The following is a 17,559-nucleotide window of genomic DNA, read 5'->3' on the forward strand; positions in this document are numbered from 1 at the left end:
TCAAACTTGTTGCAGTGTGCTGAGCACCGTATTGGCTACTGTAATAGAGTTGGAAAAGAAGTTTTCTCATAAAACATGTTGGGTTAATTGGGCACGCTACTTGCTGTGACGCGGCGAGTTCGGTACATTGCTGCCATGAAATTAAGGATTATGGCCTTTTATGCAATCACGTTTTGTTCATCTTCGGGTGCATACTGAATATTCATTAGTGGATGGATTGGTACGTATTAAACCTTTGATGCAATCCCTTCCTGAAAAAGGTATGAATGCGGTTGCCATCACAGACTATTGTAATTTGTTTGCCGCTGTCAAAGTGTTTCAAACGGCTGTGGCGGCAGGTGTAAAACCGATTCTAGGGTGTGATTTACCCTGCCACGATCCGGAAAAACCGGATGTTGTTTATTGCATGGTTTTACTGTGTCAAAATGAACTTGGTTATCGCAATTTAACCCGCTTAGTCTCTAAAGCGTATCAAGAGGGTCAATATCAAGGTGAGCCTCGCATACAGACTCAATGGATACGAGAGCATGCAGAAGGCTTGATTGCCCTGTCAGGAGGGCGATTAGGGGAGATAGGCCAGGCCTTGCTGGCAGGTGATGATAAGACCGCTTATGCACTTGCTAAATCATGGGCGCAAGTCTTTCCGGATAGATTTTATTTAGAAATTCAGCGCACCAATCGAGTGGATGAAGCGGTTTATAATGAAAAAATTGTTCAAATGGCTGAAAAATTGCAACTACCACTAGTTGCGACCAATGATGTGCGTTTTTTAAATGAAGAAGATCATGATGCACATGAAGCACGAGTATGTATTCATGAGGGATACACACTGGCCGATCCACGCCGTACGTTAAGATATCATGCAAAACAATATTTACGTTCAGCAGATGAGATGGTTGAGTTATTCAGCGATCTACCGCAGGCAGTACAAAATACCGTGGAAATCAGCCAGCGATGTACAGTAAAGCTTGATTTGGGGAAAAATTATTTACCAAATTTTCCGGTTCCTCCTAAATCAACGGTTGAGGATTATTTATCGCATCTATCCAGAGAAGGGCTGGAAAAACGTTTACAGCAGATTTTTCGTGACAATAGCGATAAGTTAAGTGCATCGCGCCACCTCTATGATAAACGTTTGCAAATCGAATTAGATGTAATCAATTCGATGGGGTTTGCCGGCTATTTTTTGATTGTGGCTGATTTCATTAAATGGGCAAAATTAAACGATGTTCCGGTTGGTCCTGGTCGTGGTTCAGGGGCCGGCTCATTGGTTGCTTATGCGTTGGAAATCACGGATCTTGACCCGCTTCAGTATGATCTGCTTTTTGAACGTTTTCTGAATCCGGAACGCGTTTCCATGCCTGATTTTGATATTGATTTTTGTATGGAAGGACGTGATCGTGTGATTGAATACGTGGCTGAGAAATATGGCCGGCAAAGCGTATCACAAATCATCACGTTTGGTACGATGGCGGCAAAGGCGGTCGTTAGAGATGTAGGACGTGTGTTGGGTCATCCTTATGGTTTTGTTGATAAACTTGCCAAGTTAATTCCTTTTGAACTTGGTATTACCTTAAAAAAAGCGCTTGAGCAGGAAGATGAATTACGTCGTCGTTACGAACACGAAGAAGAAGTTAAAGAGCTTATCGATCTGGCATTAAAACTGGAGGGGATTACTCGCAATGCCGGCAAACATGCGGGTGGCGTGGTGATTGCTCCATCTGAGTTAACCGATTTTACAGCAATCTATTGCGAGGAAGGTTCCACGCAGCTCGTCAGTCAATTTGACAAAGATGATGTGGAAGCAGCAGGACTGGTCAAGTTCGATTTTTTGGGATTGCGTACTTTAACCATCATTGATTGGGCATTAAAAATCATCAATCATCAGCAAAAGATGGCGGGTTTGCCATCGGTGAACATTAATGAAATTGCGATGGATGATAAAGCTGCCTTTGATTTGCTCAAGGCTTGCCAGACAACGGCGGTATTTCAGCTTGAATCCAGGGGCATGAAAGAATTAATACATCGTTTGCAGCCTGATTGTTTTGAGGAAATTATCGCTTTGGTTGCCTTGTTTCGTCCTGGTCCATTGCAATCAGGCATGGTAGATGACTTTATTGACCGAAAACATGGGCGAGCTAAGGTTGAATATCCTCATCCTGATCTAGAGCCGATTTTAAAGCCAACGTATGGGGTTATTCTTTATCAGGAACAAGTCATGCAAATCGCTCAGGTTTTAGCAAATTACACCTTAGGTGCTGCTGATTTGTTACGGCGGGCGATGGGTAAGAAAAAACCTGAAGAAATGGCAAAACAGCGTGCTATTTTTACAGAAGGTGCAACCAAACGTGGGGTTGCTGCTGAAATAGCTGAAAATATATTTGATTTAATGGAAAAATTTGCCGGGTACGGATTTAACAAATCGCACTCGGCGGCTTATGCATTAGTCGCTTATCAAACCGCTTGGTTAAAAGCTCATTATCCTGCTGCGTTTATGGCCGCGGTTATGTCTTCAGATATGGATAATACGGATAAAGTGGTGAATTTTATTCATGAATGTAAGCGTATGAATATTGACGTATTGCCACCATCCCTCAATCATTCGCAGTATCATTTTTCAGTGATTAATGATCATAGGATTATTTATGGACTTGGAGCAATTAAAGGCGTAGGAGAAGCAGCGATTCAAAGCATCGTGAGTGCTCGCGAAAAAGAAGGTCACTACACAGGCTTATTCAGCCTTTGTCAACGTCAGGATTTGCGTAAGGTGAATCGTCGAGTCTTAGAAGCTCTGATAAAAAGTGGTGCGATGGACGATTGGCAGATAGAACGTGCCGTTTTATTTGAATCTTTAGAGAAAGCCATGCAGGCTGGTATCCGCTTTCTTCAGAACCAAAGCAGTGGCCAAACAGATTTGTTTGGATTGCTGGATGAGGCTAATAATCAGGAAGAAGACTATGCGCCATGTAACCCATGGAATGAAAAACTGCGCTTGGATGGCGAAAAAGAAACATTAGGATTTTACTTAACAGGGCATCCCGCCTCGGTCTATTTGCAGGAGTTTAAGGATTATACAGTCCCCATTGCTAAACTTAATCCTGCGTCTTCTAGAAAAGTCACGATATGTGGACTGGTAAAGAGTATTCGTCGTTTGCTGACTAAACGAGGAAAAAAACTAATTATTCTTGGATTTGAAGACGTTTCTGGCAACCTTGATGTTGTTGTTTTTGAAGAAGTATTTGCAGCGCAATCTACTGCTGTTCAGACAGGGCAAATACTCGTCATTGAAGGTGAAATTTCCCAGGATGATTACACCGGCGGATTTAAAATGACTGCTACTGCGCTCTATCAACTCAGTGAGGCTCGAGTACGTTTCGCCAAATGCTTGGTTTTAAAACTGACTTCAGAAGACCGGAAGGTTTTGCCACAATTGCAATCGGTATTAAAAACTCATCGGGGAGAGTGTGCCGTGCAAATCCATTATTCAAATGGACAGGCTCAGGCTGTATTAAATCTAGAAGTTTCATGGCGGGTGAATCCAAGCGATGATGTTTTGAGACTATTGAGCGATTTACTGGGTAATCAACGTGTTGAGTTATGTTATTAACAAACCAGATGCGATAAGCTAACATGAGTCATAACCGTACAGAGCCTGAGAATATGCTCTTGTCGGCGTGGGGTATTGCGATGCATCTTGCCTTAATGTTGCCATTTGTATATACAGGATAAAGGATTATTTAATGATTATTTTTCGTAACGTTCTCATCCTATTCATTGTGCTTAATCTCACTATTGGCAAGGTCAATGCGGAGGGGAAAAGTCAAAATTATTATCGGAATTTTTGGAGTCCCACGTTTCATATTCAGCGTTTGAATTATTGCACGCTAGGTGGTAAAGAATGCGGAATGCCCGTGGCACGTCGTTATTGTCAGATGATGGGATATAAAGAGGCTGATAAACAGATCATTGATTATAATGTTGGTTTAACAAATTACATTTTTTCCAAAGCCCAGTGTAAAGGATGGCGTTGTAATGGGTTCAAGCTTATCCGTTGTGTAGGAAATATTTCGCATAAACCTCCGCAAATTTATTATTATCGTTATCGCCGGTTTGCTCTTCCACGCATGGATCATTATCGTGTTGACTGGTGCTATGAGAGTGGTAAAGGTTGTGGTCGTCAGGCGGCGCATTCTTTTTGTCGCCGGATGGGCTATTTACGTACTGAAGGATATAAGAAACAAGAACGTGTTCCCGCGACCAAGGCCATAGGTAATCAGAAATTATGTTTTGGTAATCAATGCACTGGATTTAGTGAAATTATTTGTTATCGGTGAATGCAGAAAAATTTGCAAAAAAAGTTGATGAGCAAAAAATCCTGCTTAGCCTTCTGTTAACAGGATTTTGTTGCATAATCAAAAAAGGATTCCTCCCTTTCTTTTTAAAGGGAGGTGTATAAACAGACCCTATTCCTTCTCCGTTTTATTTTCTTCTTTTTTAGCTTCAACAGGTGCCTCTTCTGGTGTTTCGGTTTCTGCCGGTGGCGTGTCTTCGACAGCTGGTTTAGCAGCTTCAGGTACAGTTTCTTCAATCGGTTTTTCTTCTGAAACTTCTGCACTAGGTTCTGGTTCTGGTTTTGCTTTTGTCTCAGGTTTCTTGGTTTCTTCTGTGGGTTGTGTGGCAGCGGGTTTTGTTTCTGTTGCCTTTACAGACTGTTCTTCTGCTTGTGCCGTTTCTTCACGTTTTTTTTTGTAATCAGTAATGATTTCAGTAACACTGGTTTTAATGTCTTTAAATAATTTACCTGTCATTGAGCCCAATTCTTTCAGATCAGGTAATTTGGATTTGAAATCACTCATTGTGCGCTCCGTCGTTGAATGGGAATTCTATTATAAGTATATACATCTATTACGATTTTTGCGAAATGTTGTCCGGTAGATTCTCATGCCCATGGATGCAATAGCTTAACCGCTGGTTTTAACAGTTTTGCCGCCAGTGATTGCTTGCCGTGCATGGTGATTTTAAAACAGTTAAAAGAGGCCATTTTCTCACCTAGGTATTCATCACTTGTTTTTAGGGTATCTACCAGGCGTAAGTCATAGGCATCCTGAGCAAGCCAATGTTCGCCCGTTGCTACTTTATCGATGTCTAATTGTTGACGATTCGCTAGCACATAGTCGCGAAATGACTTATGTATTTGTTCTAGATCCTCTTTGAATTTTTTACGGCCTTTCTCGGTATTTTCGGCAAACAATGTAAGAGTGCGTTTATATTCACCAGCGGTTAATAGTTCAATGTCAATGTCATTTTTTTTTAGCCAGCGATGAAAGTTAGGTAATTGGGCAACGACCCCAATGGAGCCAATAATAGCGAATGGTGCGGCGACGATGCGGTTGGCGACACAAGCCATTAAATAGCCGCCACTGGCAGCAATTTTATCAATGCAAACGGTTAACGGTATGTTCTTATCGCGGATGCGCTGTAACTGGGAGGCGGCTAATCCATAGGCATTTACTGCACCACCAGGGCTTTCCAGGCGAACAACAATTTCATCGTCCTCTTTTGTTACGGCAAGGATGGCTGAAATTTCATCGCGGAATTGCTCGACTTGTGAAGCTTTTATATCACCGCTGAAGTCAAGTACATAAAGAGAAGGTTTTGATTGCTTTTCTTTTTTCTGTTTGGTTTTTTCTTTTTCTGGTTTTTTATTTAATACTTCTTTTTGCATGCGCTGCTTCATATCATCCCAATGTTTATTCAGTGAGGTGATCTCCAATTTAGGCTTGGGTTTTCGGCCTAAGGATAAAATTCCGGCAACCAACAGCAAGACTGCGATAACCAGCGTAAATGTTTTTAGTGCAAACAGACCGTATTCGGCGAGAAATTCCATCATTAACCTTGTAATAATTTAAAGTCCCAATTATCGCTATCATCCTGGCTGCATGCAAGTAAGGAGCTTGCCATAATTTAGAATTGGATATAGTCTGCCTTCTTTAAATCTATCGCTTAATGCTATGCTCAATGTCGTCGATTTGGATTATGATTATCCGGACAAGCCTGTTTTAAAGAAGGTTTGTCTCACTTTGAGTGCTGGAAATCTTTTACATTTACGTGGGGTAAATGGTTCTGGTAAAACGACTTTATTGAAATTGCTGGCAGGTTTATTCCGTCCGGATGGTGGTCAGATTCATTACAATGGTTGTCCGATTGATGATGATCTTGCTACTTATCAACAAAATCTTTGCTACATTGGCCATAAGATAGGCATCAGCCTTTTGCTGACGGTGGAAGAAAATTGTTCTTTTGGCTTACCTTCCACGCGACATTCGACTCAGCTAGATAATATTATGAAACGATTGGCTTTGAATGGCTTGGAACAGGTTCCTTGTCATTTGTTATCCATGGGACAACGTCGTCGTGTTGGTTTGGCACGCTTGTTGTTGTCAGATGCTTTATTGTGGTTGTTGGATGAGCCACTTGTTGGGCTTGATAAAGAAGGCATGAATGTGTTGATGGGTTGTCTTGAAGAGCATTTGGCGCAAAATGGCCAAATTGTTATGACATCACATCAACCTTTGGCATTAAGCCGGGAACATTATCAGGAGTATTCTTTGTGATAAGCTTGGGCGCACTTTTTAAGCGGCAATTATGGCGAGAAACTTTGCTGCTGACCAGACAGTTGCGTTTTGTTATCAATGCCAGTCTCTTTTTTTTAATGGTCTTAATTTTTTTCCCGTTGACTATGCCTGCTGATCATATGTTGCTGCGCATGATTGCCCCAGGCCTTATTTGGATTGCTTTATTACTTGCTTTGATCATGTCTGCTGAGCGATTGTTCCAACAAGATTACGAAGATGGAGTGATTGAACAATGGTTGGTATCCGGTTATCCAGTGAGCTTAATGGTGCTTGCTAAAATTTTAATGCACTGGCTATTTAATTTGCTGCCATTGGTTGTTATTTGCCCAGTTTTTGCGGTTATTTTCGCACTGAATGGACATGAAACAATGATTTTGATTGGAAGCTTGATTTGTGGGTCGCCTGCGCTTTTATTTCTTTGTGCGTTGGCGGCTGTATTTAGTGGTGGATTAAAGCAAAAAGGGATCTTCATGGCTTTAATTTTGTTACCATTGACGGTTCCTGTCATGATCTTTGGTAGTGGTGCGGTGACTGTAGCAATGCAAGGGATGGCGGTGAGGGGATATCTGGCGTTATTGTTGGCGATGTCTTTGGTTGCGGCGTGTCTCTTACCGGTTGCAATTGCTGCCATGATGCGTATTAGCATGGCAGATTAACTCTGGTAAAAATCAGGAGTTGCAGACATCTCTCCAAAGGCATGTTAGAATTCTTATCTTTTTTCTGTTGCAAATATTTCCTATGTGGAAACTGTTTTATCAATTAGCATCACCCAAACAATTTTATCAGTTATCCGGCCAATGGATGCCGTGGCTGGCTATAAGTACCTTATTCTTTCTGATTTCTGGCGTTGTTTGGGGGCTGGTTTTTGCGCCATCAGATTACCAACAAGGGGATGCGTTCCGTATTATTTATGTGCATGTTCCTAGCGCCTTTCTATCAATGGCATTATATGCATGGATGGGTTTTTTAGCTTTATTGCTGCTGGTTTGGCGTATCAAAATGGCTGGCCTTATGTTATCCATGTGTGCGCAGATTGGCGCTTGCATGGCCTTCTTGGCGCTGGTGACCGGCAGCATTTGGGGAAAGCCGATGTGGGGTACCTGGTGGATATGGGATGCGCGTCTGACTTCTGAGTTAATTTTGTTATTTTTATATGGTGCGATCCTTGCTACTGGCAGTGCATTTCAAAATAAAGAACAAGGTGATCGTGTGGTTGCCATTTTGACTTTGGTGGGACTTGTCGATTTACCAGTGATCCATTATTCCGTGTATTGGTGGAACACGCTTCATCAGGGCGCCACTCTATCAATATTTGCCAAACCTAAAATTCATGCGAGTATGCTCTATCCATTATTGTTGATGTTAATAGGGCTTTCGTTTTATTGTTTTTGGGTGATTTTAATGAAAGCCCGTAACGAATTGTTACTGCGTGAACGTCGACAAAGTTGGGTCAGGGCTTTGATTGAAGGAGAGGATCAATGAATCAGTTTTTCGAGTGGTTGGCCATGGGTGGTTATTCCATCTACATTTGGCCTGCCTATGGATTAGTTTGTGTTGTTCTGGTGATGAATTTACTTGGTATCAAGTGGCAGCGCACGCGCACTCGAAAAAAATTGCAACAATGGTTTAAACGATAGTGAGTATGAAACCTGCCAGAAAACATAAGTTATTGATGGTATTATTAGTGGTTTCTATTTTATCGCTTGCTACCGCATTGGTTCTTTATGCATTACGCCAAAACATCAGTTTATTTTATACGCCTAGCCAGATTGCACAAGGCGAGACTCCTTTTAATCATCCAGTGCGTGTTGGTGGTATGGTGGTTAAAGGCAGTGTCATCAGAAAGTCCAACGATTTGTCAGTACAATTTAAAATAACGGATTTTCAGCATACTGTAGACGTTGTTTATCGTGGTATTTTGCCGGATTTGTTTCGTGAAGGGCAGGGGGTTGTGGTGCAGGGGCAGTTGACTGCAAATGGCCGTTTTCAAGCCAAGGAAGTGTTGGCAAAACATGATGAAAATTATATGCCACCAGAAGTAAAAGAAGCATTAGCAAACAGTGGAAAGGGGCCGCAACCTTGATGAGGCGGGGGTAATGAACATTCGATTCAATGGGAACCTTCACACAGAGATTTATGATGCCAGACCCTGAGGAGATGTTTAGACACTATGGTTGCTGAAATTGGGTTGTTTTGTTTGGTATTGGCGTTATTGTTTGCTGTATTTCTTGCAGTGATCCCGGCGTTGGGTGTCTGGCGGAATAATGCAAACTGGCAGGCCTCAGCACCGCTATATGCTTGCGGGCAGTTTGCTTTTGTTGCTCTGGCATATGGGTGCTTGACGATTTGTTTTCTTCATAATGATTTTACGGTGTTGTATGTGCTCACCAACTCAAGTCTTAAGCTGCCTTGGTTTTATAAACTTTGTGCCGTGTGGGGCGGACATGAAGGATCCATGCTTTTATGGGTCTCCATTCTCAGTGTGTGGATGCTTGCGGTTGCGTTTTTAAGCTCACCGCTGGATTTGGCCATGCGTGCCCGTGTCTTATCGGTTCTGGGTTGGCTGAGTATTGGCTTTATTTTGTTCCTATTGATGACCTCTAATCCTTTTGCCCGCCAGTTTCAGTTATTAAACAGTCAAGGACGGGATTTAAATCCATTATTGCAAGATCCTGGTTTTTTATTTCATCCGCCCATGTTGTATATGGGCTATGTTGGTTTTTCGGTGGCATTTGCTTTTGCCATCGCGGCCTTATGGGCCGGGCGAATCGAAGCGTCATGGGCTAAATGGACTAGGCCCTGGACTTTGGCGGCTTGGTGTTGTTTAACGGCAGGTATTACGCTAGGGAGCTGGTGGGCTTATCGCGAATTGGGATGGGGTGGTTGGTGGTTTTGGGATCCCGTTGAAAATGCCTCGTTTATGCCCTGGTTGGTCGGGACGGCGTTGTTACATTCATTGGCAGTCAGCGAACAACGTCAGCAATTTAAAGCATGGACGTTGTTATTGTCTATTAGTGCTTTTTCCTTAAGTTTGGTAGGAACGTTTCTTGTTCGTTCGGGTGTTTTAACGTCCGTTCATGCGTTTGCGGTTGACCCTCAACGCGGCCTTTATATTTTATTCTTTTTGTTATTGGTTATTGGCGGTTCGTTATTGTTATTTGCAGTGCGTGCTCAAGCATTGCAAAATCCCCTGAAACCAAATCCAGTGTCTCGTGAAAGCGCCTTGTTATTGAACAATGTTTTTCTTGCAGTGACCATGTTAACGGTATTAATGGGGACGGTGTACCCATTGCTGATTGACGGTTTGGGCTTAGGCAAATTATCCGTGGGAGCGCCTTATTTTAATGCGGTCTTTGTCCCTTTAATGATACCGTTATTGTTGTTGATGGGCATCGGTGTGCATTTACGCTGGCAGCGGGACCGGCTTGGGAGTCTGCTGTTTCGACTGCGAAGCATTGCCTTGCTTAGTTTGCTTTTGCCTTTCCTTCTTTTATTTGGCTTAACAAAAACCATCCACGTTTCCGTATGGCTTGGCCTCGTTTTGGCGTCTTGGATTATTTTAAGTACGTTAAAATTATTGGTTGTTAAAATCAAAGCACGCGGAATGGGTCAGTTGACTCAGGCATTTTGGGGGATGATCATTGCCCATTGCGGGGTTGCGGCAACGGTCATAGGGATTGCTGTATCTTCCGGATATGGTTTGCAAGATGATGTCAAACTAGCACCAGGGGAAAGTACGATGCTTGCTGGCTACCGCATTCAGTTTGATGAAGAAGCATCATTAGTTGGTCCTAACTATCGTGGTACAAGAGCACGTTTTAGCATCATAAGTAATCATCGCGAGGCCATAATTTATCCTGAAAAGCGTGTTTATGAGGTGGGAAATATGCCTATGACGGAATCGGCGATTGATGTAACGCCATTTCGTGACTTGTATGTTGCCTTAGGCGAACCATTAGGTGAGCAGGCTTGGTCAGTGCGTTTGTATTACAAGCCCTTTGTCCGCTGGATATGGGGTGGGGGATTTTTAATCCTGGCAGGTGGTTTGTTAGCCTTGTCTGATCGTCGATATTACAGTCAGCGTCAAAAGCGTGATGTCTTACAGGAGGCAAATGCATGAAATTGTATTGGCCACTGTTTCCTTTATTAGTTTTTATCTTGTTGGTGTGTTTTTTTTGGCGTGGCTTGTCGCTTGACCCGCAAGATTTGCCTTCCGCTCAAATTGGCAAAGCTGTGCCATACTTTCAATTACCCAGTCTGGATGGCCATCATAAGCCATTTACCCCTGAATCTTTACAAGGCAAAGTCGTTCTATTGAATGTATGGGCAAGTTGGTGTTCTGCTTGCAGCGAAGAACAAGTTTTCTTACTGCGCCTGGCTCGTGAAGGAGTTCCCTTATATGGGTTAAATTATAAAGACAACCCGAAAGATGCTGCCCAATGGCTATCAGAATGGGGAAATCCCTATAAGAAGATTGGCAGTGATCTTGATGGAAAAGTCGCTATTAATTTGGGTGTTTACGGCGCACCAGAAACATTTTTGATCGATTCTGGCGGTGTGATTCGTTATCGTCACGCCGGTCCACTGAATGCCAGGGTATGGGAACAGGAATTTTTGCCACGTATAAACGCCCTGGAGGCAGCGGCATGAGAGTCAATGGGATGCGCATAGGCCTTAAAATTTTGATGGGATTATTGCTAAACGGCATGGTGGGCATGTTATTTGCCAGTTCTTTATACCCTTTGCCTACTCCACGGCAAGAGGCGCAATTCAATCATCTTTTAAAAGAATTGCGTTGCCTTGTCTGTCAAAATCAGGATTTGGCCGATTCAAATGCCGAATTGGCTAAAGATTTGCGTGCAGAGGTGTATCATTTGGTAAAAGAAGGGAAAACGGATGGTGACATTACAAATTATTTGACTGCACGTTATGGCGATTTTATTTTATTTAAACCGCCGGTCAAATCCGTTACTGCGTTTCTTTGGTTTGGACCCCTCTTGTTTATGGTATTAGGGATGTGGATTTTTTGGCGTACTTGTATGAAACGGCACCGTGATGAATGAATGGTGGTTATCTATTATTTTTATTGGTTTATTAATCATTGCGTTAGGGATGGCGTTGTATCCTTTGCGTAAGCACAGACTACCCTTGTTGGTGCTGGCTCCGATCCTGATGATGATGGTTGCTGCAGCTTATTGGCGGTGGGGTGGATGGTCTGGTTGGCAAGAATATTCTCATAGGGAAGCAAGGCAACACCAAGTCCAGCAGATGATGAAATCCCTTCAAGGACCACAGGAATTAATTAATAAGCTACAAGCACAATTAACTAAAAAACCTGATAGTGCACGCGGATGGTATTTGTTAGGCAGGTTGTATGCGAGTCAAGGTGAATGGCAACTTGCTTATGAGGCTTTTACCAAGGCTCATCGGTTAATGCCAGAAGATGATCAAATAACAATTAATTATGCACAAAGTCGCTGGCAAATCAAGCACCGCCAATTTGATGACACTACTCGCGGCTTATTTAAATCCGTATTGGACAATAATGCAAATCAGCCTGATGCATTGGCAATGCTTGCCATGGACGCTTTCATGAGCCATGATTATCAACTCGCCATCGATTACTGGCAGCGTTTATTGGATATAGTGCCGCTGGAGTCAGACGATGCGAATGCGATACGTAAAGCGATTGCCAAAGCTCAGCAGAGCATGTCGCAATAATTGTAGCCTGGTTAACGCATAGCGGTAACCGGGTTATTTAAGGAGTTTAAGGAGAAAAACATGGTAGAAAAAGTATATCAGGTTATAGAATTGGTAGGGACGTCAACGGACGGCATTGAAGAAGCCATCAACAATGCGATTTCGCAGGCTGCAAAATCGCATGGTAAGTTAGATTGGTATGAAGTGCTGGAAACCCGTGGGTTTATTGAGGGCAATAAAAGCAAATATTATCAAGTACGATTGAAAATCGGTTGCCATGCTCATTAAGTTACGTTATCAGGGATGGTGTCTTCTATAGCACTTAAAAATTGCAAGCCATAGAGGCTTAGCTTGTGCTGTCCGACTCCCGAAACGGTAAGCAGCTCTTCGAGTGTTTTCGGTTTGCGTTGCGCCATCTCATGCAAGGTGGCGTCGCTGAATATCATAAAGGGCGGTTTGTTTTCTTCATCTGCCAGTTTTCGTCGCAAAACACGCAAAACCTCAAACAGCGGATTCTTGCCTAGTGTAGGCGTGCGGTATTCTTTTTTCTTGTGATTTTTTTCCAGTTTCTGCGATAAAATGGTTAATTCTACTTTACTTTCTCCGCGCAATATCGGTATGGCTTTTTCTGTTAAACGCAGAACATTATGATGTTCCATGTCTTGAAAACAATAGCCGCGGTGAATTAATTGCCAAGCTAAATGTTTCCAATAAAATAGTGGTTTATCCTGACCTATGGCAAATGTTGATAACCGATGATGGCCTGACTGCTTAATTTTCTCAGACGCGCTGCCACGTAAAACATCAATCAGGTAAGTTACCCCGTAATTCTGACGCAGCCGATAAATGCAGGATAAAAATTTTTGGGCGTCAACAGTGGCGTCGATTGTTTCCGGTGGATGATCACATACGTCGCATTGTTTGCACGCAACTTCATAAGACTCATCAAAATAACGCAGCAAAATTTGCCTGCGGCAATAAGCGGCTTCGGCAAAGGCTAACATATGATTCAGTTTGTTGTATTCAACTTGTTGCTGAGCTTCATTAGGGCTCGTTGCAATGAGGCCACGTAAACGCGCACTATCAGCAGGGTCATACAATAATAAGGCTTGTGCTGCTAAGCCGTCACGTCCCGCTCTGCCGGTTTCCTGATAATAGCTTTCAATGGTTTTAGGTAAATCATAATGCACAACAAAACGTACATTGGATTTATCAATTCCCATTCCAAAAGCAATAGTAGCAACCACAATATCAATGCGATCATAACGAAATAAAGAGTGTACTTCACGTCGTTCTTGATGTGAAAGACCTGCATGATATGCTCGAGTACGATGGCCTTGTTCCTGAAGTTTGCTGGCAAGTCGTTCAACGTTTGCCCGTGTTCCACAGTAGATAATGCCAGATTGCTGAGTTTTTGTTTGTAGGAAATGATTTAATTGTTTGAGGGGGTTGTCTTTAATCAGAACACGATAATGAATGTTGGGGCGATTAAACGAGGCAATATATTCTTTTGGCTGATAGTTTAATCGATGAACGATATCTTGGCGAGTCTGCTTATCTGCCGTGGCTGTGAGTGCGATAACAGGAACTTGGGGAAATTGTGATTTAAGCACACCTAAAGCGGCATATTCCGGCCGAAAATCATGTCCCCATTGGGATATACAGTGGGCTTCATCAATTGCAAAAAGAGCAATGGGACACTCTTGCAGACGTTCTAGAAACGCCTGGCCCAGTAGGCGTTCTGGTGCAATATAAAGTAAATCCAGTTCTTGTCTGTGCAGCTGAGTAAGTACTGTTCTTGCCTCCATGCTGTTTAAAGAAGAATTATAGTAAGCTGCACGCACACCTTGTAATTTTAACGAAGCAACTTGGTCTTCCATAAGTGCAATGAGCGGTGAAACCACAATACCAGTGCCCGGACGTAATAGAGCGGGGATTTGATAACATAAGGATTTTCCCCCGCCTGTGGGCATGAGCACTAATAAATCCAGGCCGGCTGTTAAGTCTTGTATGATTTGCTCTTGTGGTGGACGAAACGCATCGAAACCATAGTAATCTTTCAAAATCTGAGAGGCTTTAGACTGAGATCGCTCTAGAATTTCCATATCATTATTCTTTTTTTTTCTTTCATGGGCGATAAAAATTGGCAATAATAACATTTTTCAGCATGGACAGTGAATTAGAGGAGTATGGATTATGCAATTTCAACTTGGCGAAGAACATCTTGCCTTTCGTGATATGGCGGCTGAATTTGCACGCAATAAGCTTTTTCCCCATGCAGACCGTTGGGATGAGGACAGTTACTTTCCCATTGATGTTTTGCGAGAAGCTGCACAACTTGGTATGGCTGGCATGGTCGTACGTGAAGACTTAGGTGGCGCTCAGTTAAGTCGTTTGGATGCGGCGCTTATTTTTGAACAACTTGCGGCCGGTTGCATTAGTACCAGTGCCTATCTTTCTATTCATAATATGGTTGCTTCTCTGGTGGATCGGTATGCAGATGAGACGCTTCGGGCAAAGTGGGGACCGAAGCTGACTTCCATGGACGTATTGGCCAGCTATTGTTTGACCGAGCCTGAATCTGGTTCGGATGCCGCTTCTTTAAAAACCCGTGCGGTGCGTGCCGGTGAAGATTATGTCATCAATGGTTGCAAGGCGTTTATTTCTGGCGGCAGTGAAAGTGATGTTTATCTATGTATGGTAAGAACGGGAGATGATTCTTATCAAGGCATCAGCTGTATATTAATTGAAAAAGACAGGCCGGGGTTAAGTTTTGGTAAGTTGGAAAAGAAGATGGGATGGCGCAGCCAGCCTACCTCAATGGTTTATTTCGAAAACTGCCGCGTTCCCATGACCAATCGGGTAGGGAAAGAAGGGATGGGTTTTAAAATTGCTTTAAATGCTTTAAATGGCGGTCGGGTCAATATTGCTGCGTGTTCATTAGGTGGTGCGCTGGCTTGTTTACGGCTGACCCAGGCGTATATGAAAGAACGGAAACAGTTTGGCAAATCATTGGCAGCGATGCAGGCATTGCGGTTTTATTTCGCAGACATGCTCACGGATTTTGAAGCAGCGCGTTTAATGGTTTATCGGGCAGCAGACTCCCTTGATAAAGAGGATGCAAAAGCACCCATAAATTGTGCAATGGCAAAGCGCTTGGCGACCGACGTTGCGTTTAAAATCAGTGATAAAGCGATGCAACTTCATGGTGGTTATGGTTACTTACGTGATTACCAAATTGAGCGTATCTTCAGAGATTTGCGGGTTCATCAGATCTTGGAAGGTACGAACGAGATTATGCGGGAGATCATTGCAAAAGCGACATTGGATGAGGACTATTTAATCGATTAGGGAGCAAAGTATGAGTTTAATTGAACAAAATTTGGATGATAATGGCATTTTTACCCTGACTCTGAATCGGCCTGATAAATTAAATGCCATGAGTACGGATGTTCTCCATACGCTATCTGAGCTGTTTGCCTCAGCAAAGGACAATAAGAAAGTCAAGGCTATATTGTTAACTGGTGCGGGCAAGGCTTTTTGCGCAGGTGCCGATATTAACCGTCTTGCGGAGTGTGATGCCCAAAGCGGGTATCAATTTGCATGTTTTGGTCAAGATGTTTTTCGACAGCTGGAAACGTTGGGTAAGCCTTCTCTAGCGGCAGTAAATGGGTATGCTTTTGGTGGAGGATGTGAATTGGCGATGGCGGCAACATTGCGCATTGCGGCAAGAGAAGCCCAGTTTGGTCAGCCCGAGGTGAAGCTCGGTGTCATTCCTGGGTATGGCGGCACACAAAGACTTGCACGTTTGGTGGGGAAAGGAAGAGCACTTGATCTGTGTCTCACTGGTCGATTTATTGATGCACAAACCGCATTAAACTGGGGATTGGTCAATGATGTGGTGAACTCCGAGCAATTAATAGAAGAAGGTAGGCGTCTTTTAAAGGGCATTTTATCGATGGCTCCATTAGCGATTGCGGGGGTGATGGAAGTGATTGATCGCGGGTATGATTTATCGTTGCCGGATGCGTTGCATTTAGAAGCGGTGCATTTTGCTAACGTGTGTGCGAGTGAAGATAAAACGGAAGGTGTTCGTGCTTTTCTGGAAAAGCGTAAACCTGCCTTTAAAGCCCGTTAATGCGTTTAGGAGTTTATCATGGTCGATGAGGTGTTATTTACTCGGGAAAAACATATTGGGATCATTACCTTAAATCGTAGCCCAGCATTAAATGCGCTAACGTTGCCTATGATTCTTGCACTACAAGAGCAATTATTGGCTTGGCAAGAAGATAAGGGGATTCATGCCGTGGTGGTGTGTGCCGCTCCTGGTAAAGCATTTTGTGCTGGCGGTGATGTGCGTTGGTTATACGAACGCGGGCGTCAGCGTGATCCTCAGCAAATGCAGTTTTTCTACCATGAATATCGCTTAAACCACTTTATTCACCATTTCAATAAACCTTATATTGCTTTCATGAATGGCATCACCATGGGGGGAGGTGTCGGTATTTCTTTGCATGGTTCTCACCCGATTGCGTCTGAACAGTTTGTTTTTGCCATGCCGGAAACAGCCATTGGATTTTTTCCGGATATTGGTGCGAGTCACTTGCTATCTCGTTGTCCCGGGCAATTTGGCAGGTATTTGGGATTGACGGGCAATCGTTTGAATGCTTTTGAGGCACATAAACTTGGTTTGATCAAACAGGTGATTTCTTCTGAGCTATGGGAGGCCGCGTTCAATCATCTTCTTGATGCAGATTTGTCAACCGCTCCTCACGAGACGGTTAATGCTTGTTTGCAGCGCTTTGCCGCACCAGTCTCTTCTGCACCACTCCTGGAATCAGAATCGTTGGTTAATTCTGTCTTTGACCAGGAAAACGTCGAGGCGATTCTAGAAGCACTTGGACAGGGAGAAACGGATTGGCATCGTGAGACGCTGGCAGTCTTAAAGCAAAAATCGCCCTTGAGTCTTAAGGTTACTTATGCACAATTAAAAAAAGCGATGGGCATGACGATGGCTGATTGCATCAAGATGGATTATCGCCTGGTTAGGCATTTTATGCGAGGTGAGGATTTTTATGAGGGCGTGCGCGCCTTGTTAGTAGATAAAGATAAATCACCGCACTGGCAGCCGCAAACACTGGCCGAGGTAAATGATCGCATGGTTGAACAGTATTTCGCAGAAGATAAGGATGAGTTGCCATTATTAAGTTCTAAGTAGAATTAT

The 17,559-nt window shown here is 43.2% G+C and carries 18 protein-coding genes; 15 read left to right on the top strand and 3 right to left on the bottom strand.

What is annotated here, in order from left to right; translation table 11 throughout:
• Nucleotides 1-160 precede the first annotated feature (160 nt).
• The gene (dnaE, locus tag E1O52_RS02730) at nucleotides 161-3,607 is read left to right on the top strand and encodes a DNA polymerase III subunit alpha (protein ID WP_133127169.1); all 3,447 of its coding nucleotides are present in this window, start codon (nucleotides 161-163) and stop codon (nucleotides 3,605-3,607) included.
• Nucleotides 3,608-3,740: 133 nt separating this feature from the next.
• Nucleotides 3,741-4,334 (top strand): hypothetical protein, encoded by a 594-nt coding sequence (locus E1O52_RS02735; RefSeq protein ID WP_133127170.1) that lies wholly within the window; start codon nucleotides 3,741-3,743, stop codon nucleotides 4,332-4,334.
• Between the two features lie 129 nt (nucleotides 4,335-4,463).
• On the opposite strand, the gene E1O52_RS13315 is transcribed toward E1O52_RS02735, so the two are convergent.
• Both E1O52_RS13315 and sohB read right to left on the bottom strand, forming a co-directional pair.
• Nucleotides 4,464-4,856 carry a hypothetical protein gene (locus E1O52_RS13315; protein ID WP_133127171.1) on the bottom strand — a complete coding sequence of 131 codons (393 nt, stop codon included), beginning with the start codon at nucleotides 4,854-4,856 and terminating at the stop codon, nucleotides 4,464-4,466.
• An 83-nt stretch (nucleotides 4,857-4,939) separates the two neighbouring features.
• On the bottom strand, nucleotides 4,940-5,887 hold the full coding sequence (gene sohB / locus E1O52_RS02745) for a protease SohB (protein WP_133127215.1): 948 nt from the start codon (nucleotides 5,885-5,887) through the stop codon (nucleotides 4,940-4,942).
• 124 nt (nucleotides 5,888-6,011) lie between these two features.
• Between sohB and ccmA the strand changes: the two genes are divergently transcribed.
• The 10 genes from ccmA to E1O52_RS02795 all read left to right on the top strand — a co-directional run bounded on the left by ccmA (nucleotide 6,012) and on the right by E1O52_RS02795 (nucleotide 12,623).
• Nucleotides 6,012-6,614: a cytochrome c biogenesis heme-transporting ATPase CcmA gene (ccmA, locus tag E1O52_RS02750; protein ID WP_133127172.1), complete on the top strand. Its 603-nt coding sequence runs from the start codon at nucleotides 6,012-6,014 to the stop codon at nucleotides 6,612-6,614.
• A complete protein-coding gene (gene ccmB / locus E1O52_RS02755) occupies nucleotides 6,611-7,291 on the top strand; it encodes a heme exporter protein CcmB (RefSeq protein WP_133127173.1) in 681 nt (226 codons plus the stop codon). Before ccmA ends, ccmB begins: the two co-directional genes overlap by 4 nt.
• An 82-nt stretch (nucleotides 7,292-7,373) precedes the next feature.
• Nucleotides 7,374-8,117 (top strand): heme ABC transporter permease CcmC, encoded by a 744-nt coding sequence (gene ccmC / locus E1O52_RS02760; RefSeq protein WP_207384159.1) that lies wholly within the window; start codon nucleotides 7,374-7,376, stop codon nucleotides 8,115-8,117.
• On the top strand, nucleotides 8,114-8,272 hold the full coding sequence (gene ccmD, locus E1O52_RS02765) for a heme exporter protein CcmD (RefSeq protein WP_165474686.1): 159 nt from the start codon (nucleotides 8,114-8,116) through the stop codon (nucleotides 8,270-8,272). Before ccmC ends, ccmD begins: the two co-directional genes overlap by 4 nt.
• Nucleotides 8,273-8,277: 5 nt before the next feature.
• A complete protein-coding gene (ccmE, locus tag E1O52_RS02770; RefSeq protein WP_133127174.1) occupies nucleotides 8,278-8,718 on the top strand; it encodes a cytochrome c maturation protein CcmE in 441 nt (146 codons plus the stop codon).
• 87 nt (nucleotides 8,719-8,805) lie between these two features.
• Nucleotides 8,806-10,755 carry a heme lyase CcmF/NrfE family subunit gene (locus tag E1O52_RS02775; protein WP_133127175.1) on the top strand — a complete coding sequence of 650 codons (1,950 nt, stop codon included), beginning with the start codon at nucleotides 8,806-8,808 and terminating at the stop codon, nucleotides 10,753-10,755.
• On the top strand, nucleotides 10,752-11,285 hold the full coding sequence (locus tag E1O52_RS02780; protein ID WP_133127176.1) for a DsbE family thiol:disulfide interchange protein: 534 nt from the start codon (nucleotides 10,752-10,754) through the stop codon (nucleotides 11,283-11,285). Before E1O52_RS02775 ends, E1O52_RS02780 begins: the two co-directional genes overlap by 4 nt.
• Before the next feature lie 35 nt (nucleotides 11,286-11,320).
• Nucleotides 11,321-11,698, top strand: coding sequence for a cytochrome c-type biogenesis protein (locus tag E1O52_RS02785; RefSeq protein ID WP_242602136.1), 378 nt, complete (start codon nucleotides 11,321-11,323; stop codon nucleotides 11,696-11,698).
• Entirely contained in the window at nucleotides 11,691-12,356 is a 666-nt protein-coding gene (locus E1O52_RS02790; protein ID WP_133127177.1) for a tetratricopeptide repeat protein, read from the top strand. The genes E1O52_RS02785 and E1O52_RS02790 overlap by 8 nt, the downstream gene beginning before the upstream one ends.
• A 60-nt stretch (nucleotides 12,357-12,416) precedes the next feature.
• Nucleotides 12,417-12,623: a dodecin gene (locus E1O52_RS02795; protein ID WP_133127178.1), complete on the top strand. Its 207-nt coding sequence runs from the start codon at nucleotides 12,417-12,419 to the stop codon at nucleotides 12,621-12,623.
• Here E1O52_RS02795 and recQ read toward each other — a convergent pair.
• Nucleotides 12,620-14,440, bottom strand: coding sequence for a DNA helicase RecQ (gene recQ, locus E1O52_RS02800; RefSeq protein WP_133127179.1), 1,821 nt, complete (start codon nucleotides 14,438-14,440; stop codon nucleotides 12,620-12,622). The two genes, E1O52_RS02795 and recQ, sit on opposite strands and share 4 nt — an antisense overlap.
• 91 nt (nucleotides 14,441-14,531) lie before the next feature.
• Here recQ and E1O52_RS02805 point away from each other — a divergent pair, with 91 nt between their 5' ends.
• From E1O52_RS02805 to E1O52_RS02815, 3 genes are read left to right on the top strand one after another with little or no spacing between them, the layout of a single operon-like run.
• The gene (locus E1O52_RS02805) at nucleotides 14,532-15,686 is read left to right on the top strand and encodes an acyl-CoA dehydrogenase family protein (RefSeq protein ID WP_133127180.1); all 1,155 of its coding nucleotides are present in this window, start codon (nucleotides 14,532-14,534) and stop codon (nucleotides 15,684-15,686) included.
• 10 nt (nucleotides 15,687-15,696) lie between these two features.
• The gene (locus E1O52_RS02810) at nucleotides 15,697-16,473 is read left to right on the top strand and encodes an enoyl-CoA hydratase/isomerase family protein (RefSeq protein WP_133127181.1); all 777 of its coding nucleotides are present in this window, start codon (nucleotides 15,697-15,699) and stop codon (nucleotides 16,471-16,473) included.
• Nucleotides 16,474-16,491: 18 nt separating this feature from the next.
• Nucleotides 16,492-17,553, top strand: a complete 1,062-nt coding sequence (locus E1O52_RS02815; protein ID WP_133127182.1) for an enoyl-CoA hydratase/isomerase family protein — start codon at nucleotides 16,492-16,494, stop codon at nucleotides 17,551-17,553.
• Nucleotides 17,554-17,559: the final 6 nt, after the last annotated feature.

It is taken from the genome of Legionella nagasakiensis (genome assembly GCF_900639915.1).
GTDB lineage: Bacteria > Pseudomonadota > Gammaproteobacteria > Legionellales > Legionellaceae > Legionella_A > Legionella_A nagasakiensis.